The sequence below is a fragment of the Floridaenema evergladense BLCC-F167 genome, assembly GCF_041929205.2.
Taxonomy (GTDB): domain Bacteria; phylum Cyanobacteriota; class Cyanobacteriia; order Cyanobacteriales; family Aerosakkonemataceae; genus Floridanema; species Floridanema evergladense.
Window position 1 is genome coordinate 5,725,854 of the sequence record NZ_CM171625.1, and the last position, 15,569, is coordinate 5,741,422.

15 protein-coding genes are annotated in these 15,569 nt (G+C 37.7%); 6 read left to right on the forward strand and 9 right to left on the reverse strand.

Annotated features, from left to right (window positions below):
* Nucleotides 1-45: 45 nt before the first annotated feature.
* Nucleotides 46-2,736 (reverse strand): zinc-dependent metalloprotease, encoded by a 2,691-nt coding sequence (locus ACE1CA_RS27445; RefSeq protein WP_413281479.1) that lies wholly within the window; start codon nt 2,734-2,736, stop codon nt 46-48.
* Nucleotides 2,737-2,940: 204 nt separating this feature from the next.
* Here ACE1CA_RS27445 and ACE1CA_RS27450 point away from each other — a divergent pair, with 204 nt between their 5' ends.
* Nucleotides 2,941-3,432 (forward strand): DinB family protein, encoded by a 492-nt coding sequence (locus ACE1CA_RS27450; protein ID WP_413281478.1) that lies wholly within the window; start codon nt 2,941-2,943, stop codon nt 3,430-3,432.
* 69 nt (nt 3,433-3,501) lie between these two features.
* Here ACE1CA_RS27450 and ACE1CA_RS27455 read toward each other — a convergent pair whose 3' ends face one another.
* From ACE1CA_RS27455 to ACE1CA_RS27465, 3 genes are all read right to left on the reverse strand, one after another.
* Nucleotides 3,502-4,209, reverse strand: coding sequence for an LmeA family phospholipid-binding protein (locus ACE1CA_RS27455; RefSeq protein ID WP_413281477.1), 708 nt, complete (start codon nt 4,207-4,209; stop codon nt 3,502-3,504).
* 7 nt (nt 4,210-4,216) lie between these two features.
* Complete coding sequence (locus tag ACE1CA_RS27460; RefSeq protein ID WP_413281476.1) at nt 4,217-4,735, reverse strand: DUF29 family protein; 519 nt, start codon at nt 4,733-4,735, stop codon at nt 4,217-4,219.
* Nucleotides 4,736-4,828: 93 nt separating this feature from the next.
* On the reverse strand, nt 4,829-6,802 hold the full coding sequence (locus ACE1CA_RS27465) for an ABC transporter ATP-binding protein/permease (RefSeq protein WP_413281475.1): 1,974 nt from the start codon (nt 6,800-6,802) through the stop codon (nt 4,829-4,831).
* A 52-nt stretch (nt 6,803-6,854) separates the two neighbouring features.
* Here ACE1CA_RS27465 and ACE1CA_RS27470 point away from each other — a divergent pair, with 52 nt between their 5' ends.
* The 3 genes from ACE1CA_RS27470 (at nt 6,855) to ACE1CA_RS27480 (ending at nt 7,920) form a co-directional block, all read left to right on the forward strand.
* A complete protein-coding gene (locus ACE1CA_RS27470) occupies nt 6,855-7,238 on the forward strand; it encodes a hypothetical protein (protein WP_413281474.1) in 384 nt (127 codons plus the stop codon).
* 212 nt (nt 7,239-7,450) lie between these two features.
* The gene (locus ACE1CA_RS27475; protein ID WP_459563722.1) at nt 7,451-7,792 is read left to right on the forward strand and encodes a DUF433 domain-containing protein; all 342 of its coding nucleotides are present in this window, start codon (nt 7,451-7,453) and stop codon (nt 7,790-7,792) included.
* Between the two features lie 2 nt (nt 7,793-7,794).
* Nucleotides 7,795-7,920: a hypothetical protein gene (locus ACE1CA_RS27480; RefSeq protein WP_413281472.1), complete on the forward strand. Its 126-nt coding sequence runs from the start codon at nt 7,795-7,797 to the stop codon at nt 7,918-7,920.
* 159 nt (nt 7,921-8,079) lie between these two features.
* Here ACE1CA_RS27480 and ACE1CA_RS27485 read toward each other — a convergent pair whose 3' ends face one another.
* From ACE1CA_RS27485 to ACE1CA_RS27495, 3 genes are read right to left on the reverse strand one after another with little or no spacing between them, the layout of a single operon-like run.
* Complete coding sequence (locus tag ACE1CA_RS27485) at nt 8,080-8,598, reverse strand: DUF29 family protein (protein WP_413281471.1); 519 nt, start codon at nt 8,596-8,598, stop codon at nt 8,080-8,082.
* Nucleotides 8,599-8,631: 33 nt separating this feature from the next.
* Nucleotides 8,632-9,147: a DUF29 family protein gene (locus ACE1CA_RS27490; protein ID WP_413281470.1), complete on the reverse strand. Its 516-nt coding sequence runs from the start codon at nt 9,145-9,147 to the stop codon at nt 8,632-8,634.
* Nucleotides 9,148-9,166: 19 nt separating this feature from the next.
* On the reverse strand, nt 9,167-9,790 hold the full coding sequence (locus tag ACE1CA_RS27495; RefSeq protein WP_413281469.1) for a class I SAM-dependent methyltransferase: 624 nt from the start codon (nt 9,788-9,790) through the stop codon (nt 9,167-9,169).
* Between the two features lie 110 nt (nt 9,791-9,900).
* On the opposite strand from ACE1CA_RS27495, the gene hemH reads away from it, so the two are divergent.
* Complete coding sequence (gene hemH / locus ACE1CA_RS27500; protein ID WP_413281468.1) at nt 9,901-11,064, forward strand: ferrochelatase; 1,164 nt, start codon at nt 9,901-9,903, stop codon at nt 11,062-11,064.
* 367 nt (nt 11,065-11,431) lie between these two features.
* Here the strand turns inward: hemH and ACE1CA_RS27505 are convergent, their stop codons facing one another.
* Nucleotides 11,432-13,081 carry a cyclic peptide export ABC transporter gene (locus ACE1CA_RS27505; RefSeq protein ID WP_413279506.1) on the reverse strand — a complete coding sequence of 550 codons (1,650 nt, stop codon included), beginning with the start codon at nt 13,079-13,081 and terminating at the stop codon, nt 11,432-11,434.
* 27 nt (nt 13,082-13,108) lie between these two features.
* Between ACE1CA_RS27505 and ACE1CA_RS27510 the strand changes: the two genes are divergently transcribed.
* Nucleotides 13,109-14,116 (forward strand): glycosyltransferase family 2 protein, encoded by a 1,008-nt coding sequence (locus ACE1CA_RS27510; protein ID WP_413279507.1) that lies wholly within the window; start codon nt 13,109-13,111, stop codon nt 14,114-14,116.
* Nucleotides 14,117-14,227: 111 nt separating this feature from the next.
* On the opposite strand, the gene ACE1CA_RS27515 is transcribed toward ACE1CA_RS27510, so the two are convergent.
* Nucleotides 14,228-15,367 carry a glycosyltransferase gene (locus tag ACE1CA_RS27515; RefSeq protein ID WP_459563662.1) on the reverse strand — a complete coding sequence of 380 codons (1,140 nt, stop codon included), beginning with the start codon at nt 15,365-15,367 and terminating at the stop codon, nt 14,228-14,230.
* Nucleotides 15,368-15,569 lie beyond the last annotated feature (202 nt).

Sequence of the window (15,569 nt, forward strand, 5' to 3'; positions counted from 1 at the left end):
TGCATAGTCGGGTGAAATAATTGGTAATGTTTTTGCTTTTTTATGTTATCGAGATAACAAAGAAGCGTTTAAGGTTTTGGTAATTCGATCGCTAACTTCTTCCAAATGAGCAATTGTATAAATATCAAGCTTTTCCTCTGCTTTTTTCAACTTTGCAGAAAGCGCTTTTTGTAACTGTCGTAATTCGTACCAAGCAAGAGTTCGCCCATCTTCAGGAACTTCTGTTTTTCTTAACACCATTTCCAGCAAAATATCTAAGTGTTCTCTTTGCAAAGAACGGCGAATACTAGAAATTGGTTTTAGTTCTTCAACTCCGATAATTTCTGTCCAAATGCTGTTTTGCAAAGTGTCAAATAATTCGGGAATTGTTAACGCTTCTCCTGGTAAGGTTTTCAGTTCTATGTCTAATAAACGATGTAAGCGATCGCCATCTAAGAGCGATCGCAGAATCGTACTTTGCACGCGCAAAATGCGATCGTGAATTGGATAATCAAGACGAGATATAGGTACAGAATTTCCCCAATGATTCCAGCGAGAAGGTGCTAATTGATTGAGTAACTGTGGCGAGAAATTAAAAGCATCTTCCGCAAATATATACTCATTTAAAGTAGCTAAAGCTTGACGTTGTTTTGTCAAAGTTGTGGGTACAAAAGCCCAGTTATTTACATCTAAAGCATAATTGCGTCTAAAAATTTGCCCACCAATATAATCTGCAATTAAATTAGCATTGCGGAAATAATACATCAATATTTTGTCGAAAACCGTCCGTAACTGACTGTAACTTTCTCCTTTGATGAGATAACTTTTGTCAAGTTTCTGCCACATTAAACGAGCATTATCCATTTGCCATTGAGAATAAACCAACACATCATTACTCATATCCCAGACATTAGCATTAGGATTAATATCCCAGATATCTTCATCAGTAGCATAAGCTAATTCTGGTTGCTGCGAACTCCCAACAATTTGCTCTAAAAATGGTTTTTCTGCTTCGGGAATAATTGCCCCAATTGATTCAAAATTACTCGGTTTATAACCATACATAATTGCCCATTCATCATAAGGGCCAATTGTAGCCGGAAAATAATCACCTTGCACTGTTCCCTGTGGTGCCAAATTCACAGGTAAATAATCCATTACGGAACTAACTAAACCTTTAGAATGTGTTATTTCAGTATTGTTTAATTCTTGTGGCGATAACATTGTGCTACCATGAAAGTTGTGTCGCAAACCTAAAGCGTGACCTACTTCATGAGCAATTAAAGAACGCAAATATTGATGCACATATTCCTGCATTTTTTCCTTGTCTAACGCCGAATTTGGCAACATTGAAATTGCTGTTGCGCCGATCGCTGCTTGTAAAGAAGATTCTATTCCATAACAGCGATCGTCTGCTCTAACTTCGGTTTTAGAATTTGTAAGTTTACAGGATTTTTGATTTGAACTTCCTTCGATTAAGGTACGATATTCTGGTTGCAAAGAACGCACCATATTGGCATCTACGATAATATCTGCATCTAATATTTCGCCAGTTAAAGGGTTAACTCTGGTTGGTGCTTTGGCAAAAAAAGCATCGATCGAATTAAACCAACGAATCGTATTATAACGTACATCTGCGGGATGCCAATCAGCGTCATCTGGCATTTGTTGCACTTGAATAGCATTGAAAAAACCTGCTTTTTCAAATGCTTTATTCCACATTAAAGCGCCTTCGCGAATAGCATCTCGATATTCCAAAGGTATGGAATTTTCAATCCAAAATACGATCGGTTTTTTCGGCACAGATAAAGGCGCATCAGTAACAGCTGGTTCCAAATGCCAGCGATTAATATAACGTACAAAAGATTCGGAGCTATTATAATTTGATAAATCTTGATAAGCAGTGATAAAATATCCCACTCTTTCGTCAGCAAGTCGGGGAATATAACCGTTATTTTCTGGTAATTGGGAAAAGCTATAATGCACTTGAAGAGTTAGGGCTCTGCTATCAGGTAAAGTAATTAAATTTGCCCCTTGATTAGCCGAAAAATTATAAATTGAATCAATTTCTAGGTTTTCAGGAAAGCTATTAACTGCACCAAAGTATGATTTGTTTTCTGCTAGTTGATAGTCCGTGAATAATGAGTTTTTTAATAGGGGAGTTATTCCAGCAAAATCTTGCATTAACAAGTCACCCAAATTAATTAAAATACTTTTTTTATGGTGAGAAATGCTAACTATGGGAACTGCATAAAGCACTGAGTCGCTAAATGAACGAGTTAATGCTTTGTGTTCTGGTTTTTCGGAAGTGGTGCGGAAATTTACGTTACGAATTACAAAATGTATGCTGTTATTGACGCGCCGGAAGTAGAAAAGAAAGTCTTGCAAAGCAAGTCCACTATAAATCCCACTTTCGCCAATTCCTGATTCTAATGTTACTGTACCTAAGTAACTTTTATTTAACTGTTCTGGCTGAATTTCTAAGTAAATTCGATCGTCTTCCAGACAGCGATAAAGCGTGAATAAACCTTCTAATTTATCTGTGTCTCTGACTACTTCCGAAAATCGCTGAAATCTTTCTACTTTGCTATCTTTGAAGAAAAGTTCTGCGCTACTGATGTTTTCGATCGCAGGTAGCGCATTGAGTTGCTGTAAGTAATAATTTATGCCTTGGCTTAATTCTTGCTGAACATTTCCTAGTAAAATATTATACAAAAAAACAGTGCAGACAGATAATGTTGTCAACCAATGTATCATTGTCGAATGTCCTTTTGAGGCGATTGATATGTTTACCAACCGCTTTGTTAATAATAGCTTAACGTTTTTAGTAACCTAGATCACACAGTATTTTTACGTATGATACAAGGAAAATATTTTAACAGTCAATAGCTATTTATTAATTTCTGGAATCTTAATAGACTTTTGAAATAAATCCTGTGTCTTTTTTTACTAAAAAACAATATGTTACAAAAACACTTTCAAATGCTGGCGCGTTACAATACTCTGGCGAATCACCGGATTTACGATACTTGTACGTTGCTTTCGGATGTGGAACTCAAGCGAGTCAGACCTGCATTTTTTAAAAGCATTCATGGTACGCTGAATCATATTATGGTGGGCGATCGCATTTGGTTAAGCCGCTTTACTGGACAAGAAACCCCCTTTATTAAGCTCGACACAATTTTATATGAAGACTTTGCGGAATTAAGTGCAGCAAGAACATTAGAAGATCGGCGCATTGAAAATTTTGCTGCTAATTTAACTGAAGAGTTTATCAAAGGGACGCTTAAATATGTCAATAATCAGGGAAAGTTGTATGAAGATCCAATTGAGTTGTTAATTACTCACTTTTTTAATCATCAAACTCATCATCGCGGACAAATTCACGATATGCTAACTCAAACGGAAATTGCACCACCAGTTTTGGATATGCACAGAATTATTAACCCTTAAAAGATATTGATATTATGTACGTTGTTGCGCTTCAGCGCTCTTATTAGCGCTAAAGCGCAACAACGTACTTTATGGAGATGGGAATTGTTCAATGTTGGCGTTAGCTTCTACTGTAACTTTACCTGCTCCAATCTCTATTTTTTGAATATTAAAGGTTGTACCACGATTAGCAAGATCGTTTAAGCTCAAAATATTGCTTACTTGTGCGATCGCGCAATTCACAAACTCTGTTGGTGGTTCTTGAGTGAGAAAATCTTGTTTAATCAGCACAATTGCACGATTATTTGACTCTATTTCGGGTTTAGTAATGCAGGTTCCTGATTCAATTTTTCCTGACGAAATCCAGTTGAAATTAAATGCGATCGCGCTTTCTGTTTGCAGATGGCAACTAACCTGTTGAAATTGAATTTCTTGCTGTCGATCGTTAAATAAATTTGTCAATTCGCCATTAAGCGCAACAGTTAATTGCTCTTGAGAAATTACAATTCTGAGCTTACCTTCACAAGGATGTAACAACTCAATTTTGCGGCGAATTATGCTTTGCATATTTACAGCAGAAGCACCGATATCTAACTGAAATTCAGCAACTCTTAAGTTTGGTTGCATCCGAAAATTAGACATTTGAATAGTCAGTGCGTCTAATTCACCCCGTCTTAATTGTTTGAGATTAGATTTAATCCGAACTTGCAGCTGTTCTGCATCTATAAATCTGGACAAAACAAACTCAATAAATTTGTTAACTGCTTGTTCTCTGAAATTAATTCTTTCTTGGTTCACAATTTTATTATCTCCTTCCTGCTTTCCAATCTTCGCCACCTGGAAGTTGAGTTAAATTCTCTGCCACAATAGCAGGTAATTCCTTAACTGAGTAAGAATAAGTCAAAGCTAATAATCTTTGTGCGATTTCGATTACTTGTGCTTTGTCCACCATTGGAGTAAATTCAAATTCATTATAAATGCCTTTAAATGCTTCCAAACTAGCTTCACGAATAGCTTCTTCAAATTCTTCTTCTATGGTCAATGCCCACTCGTCTAGTTTAATATAATAAGAGGTTTTGTTGTCTTGTAGGTTTAATTTTTTAATTTCTCTAATTGAGTTACGAATTGAATTAGCCCAAGAATTAGTTAATCGTTTTTCGACTTGATTTTTAATTAAATGAATCAACATGATTTTGAGATATGATTGAATATTTCGCAGAATTGCTTGCTTACTCATTCCCTCTAATTCATCAACAATCGCCAAAGCATCTACATAACGTCCCTCAAGGATGCTTTTTCTTAAATCTATTAGTTCTTGAGTCATGGAATTTTAGATTGACACTACGGATGAATTTGGAAAGAGCGATCGCAATACTCAATGAAATTGCGATCGCCCCTATCTTAGCATTAAATCAAATTAACTCTCTTGAGCCGCATACTCTTCTGCTGAGAGAATTCGCCAACCTTCAGCACCATCAAGTTCTAAAACTTTTTTGTGAAAAGCTAACAAACTGGTCCGATGTCCTACGCTAACAAATGTTGTTTTACCAGTGCGTATTTGTTCGTAAAGTTCAGCCTCATTTCGCAAATCTAAAGCACTAGTCGCCTCATCTAAAATTGCATAATTAGGTTCAGTTAATAACAACCTAGCGAAAGCTAAACGTTGTTGTTCTCCTAATGAAAGAACCGTTGACCAATCTAATTGGGCATCAAACCCACCAACTCTTTCTGGTAAGTCAGCAAGATTAACTTTAACTAACACTTCCCTCAGTTTACTTTCGCTAATTTCTCGACTAGCAAAAGGATACAACAATTGGTCACGTAAAGTACCAAGAATCATGTAAGGACGTTGGGGTAAAAATAGCATTTCTTCCAGTTTAGGACGCACTAATTTTCCTGTACCAGAGTTCCACAAACCAGCAATTGCGCGAAGTAATGAACTTTTCCCCGCACCACTGCGTCCCACAATTAATAAACCTTCACCAGGTTCAACATCTAACGACAAATCTTTTACCAATATCTTCTGATAGTTTGGAGTTTCCAAAGTAACGTGCTCCAAAGCTAAGTGAGAATCAATTGTCATGTCAATTGTAGTTGCACCTTCGGGACGTTCTTTTGCATTTGTAATCATTGCGTCTTCAAATTCACCTAAACGATTCACACCAGCGGCAAAAGCACTCAATGATTCAAACTGAGTAACAATCAGAGATAAAGCAGATAAAACCTGACTAAAAGCGAAACTTGCTTGGGTAATTGCACCGAAATCTATTTCTCCAGTAAAATATTTAGGAGCAACAACTAAAGCAGGTACAATGACTACAAAATAATTGTAACTCGTAGTAAAAAACCGCAAGTTTCTTTGCCAGCCGATCAAAATATTAAAATTACGTAGCACTTCAATAAATCTCTGTTTTACAGCAACAGATTCTTGGTCTTCACCTCGATAAAAGGCAATAGATTCAGCGTTATCGCGCACATGAACTAAACCATAACGGAAATCTGCTTCTCGCCGCAGTTGGGTAAAGTTAATTCCGATCAAACGTTTTCCAATTAAAATAGTACCAACTGTCCCAAATGTGGCGTAGAAAATTAACACTAACACCAAAGGTAAAGAAATTGTCCAAAGGACACCTGTAAAAGCAATCAAATCAATAATTGAACCGAGAATTATTAGTAAGAAATCCAGGGAAGTGCGAGTAAATGAGCGAATGTCCTCAGTGATTCTTTGGTCAGGATTATCAATTTTACTGTTATTGCTGATGTCATAATAAGCCCGATCGCTAAAGTAATCATCTAAAAAGCGATTTGTTAGCCAATCTCGCCAATTTACACCTAGTTTTTCTCGCACATAATTATAGTAAACAACAATCGGTGTTCCTACTACAAAAACACTGGCATAAACAAACAAAAATCGCCAATAAGTTGCTTGATCTTTTTGTGCTAAAGCAGTTTGAAAAAATCTTGCTACATAACTAATAATTACATTTAAACCGCTGACTGAAAAGGCAAGTAATAGCAGTATGGATAACAAAGCCCAAGGTCGCCAACGGGGAATTAAATTCCCGCGATAGATGAAGAAAACAATGCTTGGTGCTAGTAATGTAGCGACAATGACGAGAATTCCTGGAGAATTGATCAGCTTAGTAATATTTTGGGCTAACCCAGGAGCAATGTTATTAAAAATTTTCGGAAAGATAGATTGACTACTTAAGCTAACAATAGCTATTACAACAAACAAAAATGCTGCTAGAAACATTAACAAAAGCGCTAACAAAATCAAAAAAGTTGCGCTACTTCTACCGGAAGTAGGATACCAGTAAGGCTGTGCGATCGCTATAAATCGATTCCATAGCTGACGGTCAAAGCGATTGAGTTGGTCGGATCTTGTCATGTGAATTTCTTAGAATAGAAGAAGGTTATGCAATTACTAGGAGCAGATAATAATGATAAACAAATTTCGTCTACTTTGCTTAATTCTGATTATCGGAATGATGGTAATTATACCTATTCAGGTGAAAGCTCAAGTATCAGCAGGTTTAGAATCTCGTCTTGGTAGATTAGAAACAGAAAATTTTCAAGTGCGATCGCAACTTACGCGCATAGAATCCCAATTAAATCAATACCAGGGTGGAACTCCATCTAGATCTAACTTAAGTACTCCTGTTCGTCCGCCTACTTCCCGAACAGTTCCTTATCGGGGTAGCACATCTACTTTATCATCCGATCCCCTATTTCAAAGATTATCTACTTTGGTAATAGAATTAAAGGAACGAATTCAAACATTAGAAGCAAAAGTTGGTTCTTCTAGAACTCAAAGAAAACCGTAAAAATAATGTAACCTCAGCGCATTTTTGTCATTGGTACAAGTGAAACAGGTAAAACAACTTTAGCCAGAAGGAATATCCGATTTTATTTGCACAACCGGAATATTCTTATTGTAAGGTTTTGGGATTGCGATCGACCAAAGCTGCAACCGACTGGTTAAATAATTTGTTTATAAAGTTATAATATGGGAATTATAATTAACAGAATGAAAACCATGCAAGGACTAAAAGATTATTTTGATTTCCAAAGACCAGACGATATTCGCGTCAAAGGAACTCGCGTCGGTATCGAACATATTCTTAACGAATACATTCATAATCATAAAACCCCAGAAGAAATAGAGCAGAGCTTCAGCACCGTAACTCTGGAACAGGTTTACGCCACAATTTTGTACTATCTTGCTAATAAAGAGACTGTCGGACAATATTTCCAAGATTGGTTAGACTATTGCGAAAAAGCCGAAGCAGAATATGATAAAAATCCACCTCCATTTGTTGCTAAACTCCGTGAGTTGAAAGCTCAGAAAAAATTAGTAAGCGAGGTTGAGCAAATTTAAAAATGACAATTTGCAAATACCTGATTGATGAAAATATGCTACCGCTCTATAAACAGCAACTTTTAGCGAGGAAACCAGATTTAATTGTCTGCACTATTGGCGATCCAGATATATACCCAGTATTTTAGCATTGCGGAAAAATGCAGATATTGGTCAAGTTATCCAAGATTTAATTTTGATAGCAGAAGCATCTTTTGAAGATGAATATAAAGACAGAATTGACTATATTCCCTTGTAACTAACGTTCAATAAAGATTCAAGCCGCAACGGTTTTCTCACATGAAACATTAGCGCTTTTTAATTTGCCAATCTTTCCCACCAGGAAGCTGAGTTAAATAATCATTAACCACTGAAAATAACTCTTTTACTGAGTAATCGTAAGTGAGAAACAACAAGCTTTTAGCTGTATTTATAATTTGCTCTCGATCGACTAAATCCATAAGCTCATAAGGACTGTATAATCCATCTCTGACTTCCTCACTAGCTAAAGAAATTGCTTCCTCAAATTCATCATCAAGCATTGTCTCCCACTCATCTACTTTGACATAGTAAGAAGTTCTATTATCTTGTAAATTCAGTTTTTTAATCTCCCTAACTGAATTGCGAATCGAATTAGCCCAGGATTTAGTTAACCGCTGCTCTATTTGGTTTTTAATTAAGTGAATTAACAAAATTTTGAGATAAGATTGGATATTTCTTAGAATTGCTTGTCTACTCATTCCTTCTAATTCATCAACGATCGCCAAAGCATCGTTATAACGTCCCTCCAAAATGCTTTTTCTTAAATCAATTAATTCTTGAGTCATAACTTTTATGATCCCTCCTTTGCCATGTTATTTTTATCTGTTTATCCAATCTTCGCCGCCTGGTAACTGAATTAAATTTTCCGTTAAAGCTGTGGGTAATTCTTTGGCTGAATGAGTATAAGTCAAACTTAATAAATTCTGAGCAATTTCGATTATTTGCGTTCTATCGACTATTTCTGAAAGTTGGAATTGATTGTAGGTTCCATTGAAGATTTCTTCGCTGGCAAGAGCGATCGCATTCTCCACAATCTCCTCTTCCAATAACTGCTGCCATTCATCCAACTTAACGTAATAGGATGTTTTATTCTCTTTGAGATTCAGTTCTTTAATTTCTACAATAGCAACGCGAATTGAATTAGCCCAAGAACTAGTTAATCGCTGTTCAACTTGATTTTTAATTAAATGAATCAACAAAATCCGTAAGTAGGATTTTATATTCCGCAGAATTGCTTGTCTACTCATTCCTTCTAACTCATCAACAATTGCCAAAGCATCACTGTAACGTCCCTCCAAAATACTTTTTCTTAAATCGATTAATTCTTGAGTCATATTTCATCTTTCCCTTGATTCATTTCCTAACTTGAATTACCTGCAAACTTCCCCCAGCATACAAACGTTGCTGCAACTCTTGAAAACCAAAAGAACGCAACAACCCAACCAAATCAGTATTAATTAACTCCCAAGCAGTTTCCGTTTCAAACAACCACATAAATATAGATATCCCAGGCCAAAACAGCGGATTTGTGGGAGCATGAAAATCAACTAAAGTAAAAATTCCTCCTGGTTTTAACACTCGATAAACTTGTTGTAAAATTTGCCTTAACTGTTCCGATTTCATTTCGTGCATTGCCACACTGGTATGCACCACATCAAAAGTATTATCTGCAAAAGGCATATCTTCAGCGAAAGCTTCCACATACTCAGCTTCCGGGACATTATTTTTTGCTCGTCGCAAAGATAAAGGAGAAGCATCCAGTCCTATCACATTTTGGGAATATTGCACTAAAACTTGAGTAGCTTGACCGCTACCACAACAGAGATCCAAAATTTTTGTTTGTGAGTTAATACCTAAACCTTCTAAAGCTAGTTGACGAAATCGCCCTTCGCCACCCACACTTAAAGCTGCTATTCGGGAAATAGCATCGTACAGCCATTGATACTGGTAACTCCAGTCTCGTAAAATAGTCGCCAAAACCTTTCTCCTGCAAAATTGTGTATTTATTGTTGCTAACTGAAACAATTAAAGCGATATATTGTTAAAATCGGTAACAAATATGAAAACATTAGAAAACTGTAATCGTTATGGGGCGTACTGGAGTATTACTACTTAATTTAGGTGGGCCAGAGCAAATCGATGATGTCCGACCTTTTCTTTTTAACCTATTCTCTGACCCGGAAATTATTCGCTTGCCTTTTCCTTGGTTGCAAAAACCTCTGGCATGGCTAATTTCTAGTTTACGCTCCAAAAAATCGCAAGAAAACTACTTGGCGATCGGTGGTGGTTCTCCTTTACGTCAAGTTACGGAAGCTCAAGCAGAAGCTTTACAAGAAAACTTAAAGGAAAAAGGACAACCTGTAGGTATTTATATCGGGATGCGTTATTGGCATCCTTTTACTGAGGAAGCGGTTGCTAAGATTAAGCGCGATCGCATCGAAAAACTAGTAATCCTACCGCTTTACCCGCAATTTTCCATCAGCACCAGCGGTTCTAGCTTCCGTCTGTTAGAAAAACTTTGGCAAGAAGACCCTTCATTAAACCGAATTAATTACACTGTAATTCGTTCCTGGTACGAGCAACCCAGTTATTTACAAGCAATGGCGCAGTTGATTGCTGAGGAACTCGATCGATTTTCCAACCCCGACGAAGTAACTATTTTCTTTAGCGCTCACGGCGTTCCCGTTAGTTACGTCGAAGAAGCAGGCGATCCTTATCAGAAAGAAATTGAGGAATGCACAGATTTAATCATGCAAACCTTAAATCGCCCAAATCCCCACGTATTAGCATATCAAAGTCGGGTTGGCCCTGTGGAATGGCTCAAACCTTACACAGAAGATGCCATTCAAGAACTAGCTAATGAAGGCGTACAAAATTTATTAGTAGTACCGATTAGCTTTGTTTCTGAACATATTGAAACTCTGCAAGAAATCGACATTGAATATCGAGAAATAGCTGAAGAAGCAGGTATTCATAATTTCCGTCGAGTCCCCGCTTTAAATACTCACCCAGTATTTATTAATGCTTTAGCAGATTTGGTTGTTGACGCTCTCAACTCTCCCAGACTATTGCTTTCCGAAGTCACCCAAATGAAGAAGAAAGTGAAAATGTACCCTCAAGAACGTTGGGAATGGGGTTTAACTCCTTCTGCGGAAGTTTGGAATGGACGGTTAGCAATGCTTGGTTTGATTGCTTTATTAATTGAGTTAATTAGCGGTCATGGGCCATTGCATTTAGTAGGATTGTTGTAGGTCTTGGGGACTGGGGACTGGGGACTGGGGACTGGGGACTGGGGACTGGGGACTGGGGACTTGGGACTGGGGACTGGGGACTGGGGACTTGGGACTGGGGACTGGGGACTGGGGACTTGGGACTGGGGACTGGGAAGTAGGGAGAATTGATGAATTGTCCTTACCAGAAGAAAGTTTGATCCCGATTCACAGATTTACCAAATTTATTAATTAATTCTGCTCATCATGTAAATCCATAAATCCCGATCCAAGTGTTGAGTTTTGAATTTTCCTATTCCCCAATCCCCAATCCCCAATCCCCAATCCCCAATCCCCAATCCCCAATCCCCAATCCCCAATCCCCAGTCCCCAATCCCCAATCCCCAATTCAGGCAAATGTACTATCATAAATTACTTTGCCGTAGTCGAGTTTGATGATGCGATCGCCCAATCCAAAATATTGATCGTCGTGACTAATTACTAACACTAATTTACCTTTATCTCGCAGTTTGGGCAAAAATTTTGTGTAAAATAACTCTTTGAAAATTGGGTCTTGATCTGATGCCCATTCATCAAACAGGTAAATTGGTCGATTTTCTAAATAAGCGGTAAGTAATGCTAATCTCTTGCGCTGTCCTTGGGAAAGTGCGGTGGTGGAAAGGTTTCCATTTTCCACTGTTACTTTGTGGTCTAATTGTAGTTGACGCAAATATGTTTCTGCTACTGAATCAATATTATATTTAGCAAAACCTAAAAGTCGCTCGAATAAATAAAAGTCGGAAAACACCACTGAAAAATGCTGACGATACCATTCCCGATTTTGTTGAGTAATTGGTTGATTGTCTAAACAAATTTTGCCGGATTCGGGAATATAAAGTCCGGTAATTAGTTTAGCTAAAGTCGATTTTCCGCTACCATTGCCACCAATCAAAAAGACGATTTCTCCGGGTTTAAAACTTAGGTTAATGGGGCCAAGGGTAAAGTCTAGATTTTCGCGATCGCTCCCATAACCATGAGTCACTTCCCGCAATTCTAAACTATGCCAATTCGGTTTTAAATCTTGGTTAGCAGAATCAACCAATACAGGCGTAGTTGGTTCTGCTTCGGCATAACTAGCTAAAGCTAAACCTAATACCTCAATCTTTTTTAACGCTACATCTGCTTTAGTTAATAAAGGCAATTTATTCACAATAATGTCCATTGGAGAAATCAAATAAGTGAAAGTCAGGACATAAGCAGTGAGTGTTTTTGGGTTAATGATAATCACATTTGGCAGCAAAAATAATACCGCACCTATGGCAAAGAAAAAGATTAATTTACCCCAACTAGCGTGAACCGCAAACAGAGACAATCCGCGAAAATTATGCCGTCGAAAATTTGCCGCTGTAACTGTTAAATCTTCGACTAAAAAATCTTGACGACGCTGATAATTTAACTTTAATTCCTTGATTCCTTCGGAAATTGTGCGGAAATTATTAAATAGGATATCCTGTTCTTCACGGGCTAAAGCTAGAATTTGTCTGCCTTTTTTGAAAAACCAATTGGAACTGCTGATGGCGATCGCCAACAACACCAAAATCATCAGCAAAACTTGCGGCGACAACCAAGCAACATACAGTAAACACCCACCGACGATCGCTAAATTAATACAGATCAAAGGCAAACTAAAAACCGCTTGAGAAATTGCCTGCACATCCTCAATCAAAGTCGCCAGCAACCTTGGTGTCCCTAACTTTTCCAACTGACTCAACTCCGAAGCCAAGATTTGCCGACTCAACCGCAACTGCATTTGAAAGACCGCATCCTGAGCTAACTTAATTAACACCACCTGAGAGAAAATACTCGTCAGCAACACTAGCACCACTAACCCCACAAATCCCCAAGCCAAAACTGCTGATGAAGAGTGACGATTGTTACTGACAGCACTTCCAATCAAGGCTATCAAACCAGCACTACTAGCACCACTGAGAAAACCTGTGACAATAGCCAGAGTGACCATTTTCCAGGACGAACGCAAGAGAAAATAAATTATATTCATAAGAAATTGTTATCGAGAATATACCTGATGGAAGATTTACAAGCACCATTGATGCAGAATATACCTAGTTTTTCGATCGTCCTGGAAACCGAAAATTTGGCGAACGCTAATCCTCGGGACTTAGCTAAATCTCTGAACTCACTGGCAAATCAGGATATTTCCCCCAAGTTAGCCAACGAGGTATTGTTGCTTGAAAGCGGCGATACTCCTCCTGAATTACTCCAACAGCTTTGCGAACAGTACCCTTGGATCAAAGTTCATCACACTAACATCAAGACTAGCTATTATGAAGCCAAAATGCTGGGTGCAGAACTAGTGACAGGGGAAATAATAGTTTACAGCGATTCTGACTGCATATACCAAAAAGATTGGCTAAGAAATTTACTGACTTCCTTTAATCAGGAGGATGACATTCAAATCGTAGCCGGAGAAACCGTCACTAGGGGCAATGGCCCTTATGGTACAGCAATGGCTTTGACCTACATTTTTCCCCAATATTCTGACAAAAAAAGTTTAGCTAAAACATCTCAATACTTTTTAAATAATGTCGCTTTTCGCAGAGATTTTTTACTCAAACATCCTATTCCTTTGGACATACCTTTATATCGTGGCAACTGCGTGATTCACGCTTATCACTTACTCGAACAAGGTTATACCATTTGGCAACATCCACAAGCTAAGGCTAATCATGCACCACCATCAGGAATTTCGCATTTTTTCTGGCGTTTTTTACTGATGGGTCATGATTATTACTGGCAAAAATCTCTTCTGAAAACCGCTATTTCAACTTCAGGGAAATCTTACTCTACTTTAATGTTGGACACCAAAAGCAAACTGCAAGCTTTTTGGGAAAGATTTAGCGGTATGTTAATCAAACAACCGATCAATTTACTTTATTTGCCTTTTGCTATCCCGATTGTAATTACTTCCTTGATACTAATTTTAGTAGGTTATCTCATTACTTTGTTTCAGCCCAATTACTTACTTAATACTTATCAGGTAATGCAGGGAGAAGATTTGGTTTTATCAACATAAGAGAACAGGGAACAGGGAAAGGGGAATTTTAATCAAGTGTTTGCTCCATAATAAATACCAGTTCCCAGTCGTAGGGGCAATTCATCAATTGCCCGTATCCCAGTTCCCAGATTAACTATCTCCTTGAACAATCAAGCCGTCTTTTTCAATTTTTAACCATCTGCCACGCCAATATATATGTTGCCCAAAAGCGCCGATTGCCCAAACAATTAGGCTTATAATATCTCTGATAGGAAGTAACCAAAGCCAAAGTAACAGTTTGGGACAGTTGATAGTAAAGATGGCAATTAGTACTTGAATGTAGCGAATGATAAAAGTTAGTAGGCACTGTGCGATCGCCCAATTTTGCCATCCCGATATAAACAATAACAAAACACTGTATACAGTACCGTAACAAAACACCATTCCATAGTATTGTGAACCTCGATTAAACCGAATAGTTCTCGCCCAACGTACCTCTCTTTGAAAGAATGACCAAAAACTTTCGCCAGTTGTATCCGACTCTAAAATATGTCGAGAAAATTCTATGCGATAACCAGCTTCTACTGCTCGTTTAGCTAAATTATAATCTGACCCAATGCGGCTTAAATGTATGCCTCCAAATTCTGCTAAAGATGATTTACGAGTTGCCATTGTTGGGCCAACAGCAAATTTAAAACCACCATCAATAACCCTAGAAATTAAGGCAGATGGAATAAAATCAAAACACCGACCAAAGGAAGCTAAAGCTGCTACGATCGTCCGAGGATTTTTGCCAACATATCCACAAGTTACTAAACCAACTTTGGGATCTTTTAGAGGAGCAGTAACAATACTAATATATTTGGGAATTACCCGAATATCACTATCAGCAAAGATGATGATTTCATGTTGGGCAGCTTCTAAAAGATAACTTAAATTGCTATCTTTGTAATTGATTCCTCGCGGTTCTAAACCGATTAATAGCTTGACACGATCGGGATATTTCGCCGCTAATTCTTTTAACAAAGGAACCGCTGAATCTTCCGGGTCTAACACTCCAAAAAGCACTTCATAGTTAGGATAATTTTGCTGACAAAAAGATGACCAATTCTCCCAGGCTCCCTCATCAATACCACAAACTGGTATCATGAGCGAAACAGGATCTTCGGAAGAGTTGATCATCTGTTGTTTAGGTGCAAAAAATTTGAGAGTGCAGATGGCACAGGTAATGTAAAAAGCGATCGAGCCGCTAAATAAGATGAGCAAGACAATTTGGAAAAACAGCATCACTGGTTACTTTCACTAACTATGGTAAACTTTCTATTATAAAGATTACCTGAAAAGTATATTTAGAAGAAAGCCAACTGTAGATCAATACGCATAAAAAAGAAATTTTGCTGAAAATTATCGAATTATATGAGCTAAAAACACTTACTTTGTGGTAGTAATTACAGAAAGCAAAGTGTAATCACCTATCTACAAGGGCAGCTAT

Coding starts and splice junctions, on each gene's coding strand:
- ACE1CA_RS27505 (WP_413279506.1), bottom strand. CDS start 13,081: ATGAATATAATTTATTTTCTCTTGCGTTCGTCCTGGAAAATGGTCACT.
- ACE1CA_RS27485 (WP_413281471.1), bottom strand. CDS start 8,598: ATGACTCAAGAATTAATTGATTTAAGAAAAAGCATTTTGGAGGGACGT.
- ACE1CA_RS27445 (WP_413281479.1), bottom strand. CDS start 2,736: ATGATACATTGGTTGACAACATTATCTGTCTGCACTGTTTTTTTGTAT.
- ACE1CA_RS27465 (WP_413281475.1), bottom strand. CDS start 6,802: ATGACAAGATCCGACCAACTCAATCGCTTTGACCGTCAGCTATGGAAT.
- ACE1CA_RS27460 (WP_413281476.1), bottom strand. CDS start 4,735: ATGACTCAAGAACTAATAGATTTAAGAAAAAGCATCCTTGAGGGACGT.
- ACE1CA_RS27510 (WP_413279507.1), top strand. CDS start 13,109: ATGGAAGATTTACAAGCACCATTGATGCAGAATATACCTAGTTTTTCG.
- ACE1CA_RS27490 (WP_413281470.1), bottom strand. CDS start 9,147: ATGACTCAAGAATTAATCGATTTAAGAAAAAGTATTTTGGAGGGACGT.
- ACE1CA_RS27475 (WP_459563722.1), top strand. CDS start 7,451: ATGCAAGGACTAAAAGATTATTTTGATTTCCAAAGACCAGACGATATT.
- hemH (WP_413281468.1), top strand. CDS start 9,901: ATGGGGCGTACTGGAGTATTACTACTTAATTTAGGTGGGCCAGAGCAA.
- ACE1CA_RS27470 (WP_413281474.1), top strand. CDS start 6,855: ATGATAAACAAATTTCGTCTACTTTGCTTAATTCTGATTATCGGAATG.
- ACE1CA_RS27480 (WP_413281472.1), top strand. CDS start 7,795: ATGACAATTTGCAAATACCTGATTGATGAAAATATGCTACCGCTCTAT.
- ACE1CA_RS27450 (WP_413281478.1), top strand. CDS start 2,941: ATGTTACAAAAACACTTTCAAATGCTGGCGCGTTACAATACTCTGGCG.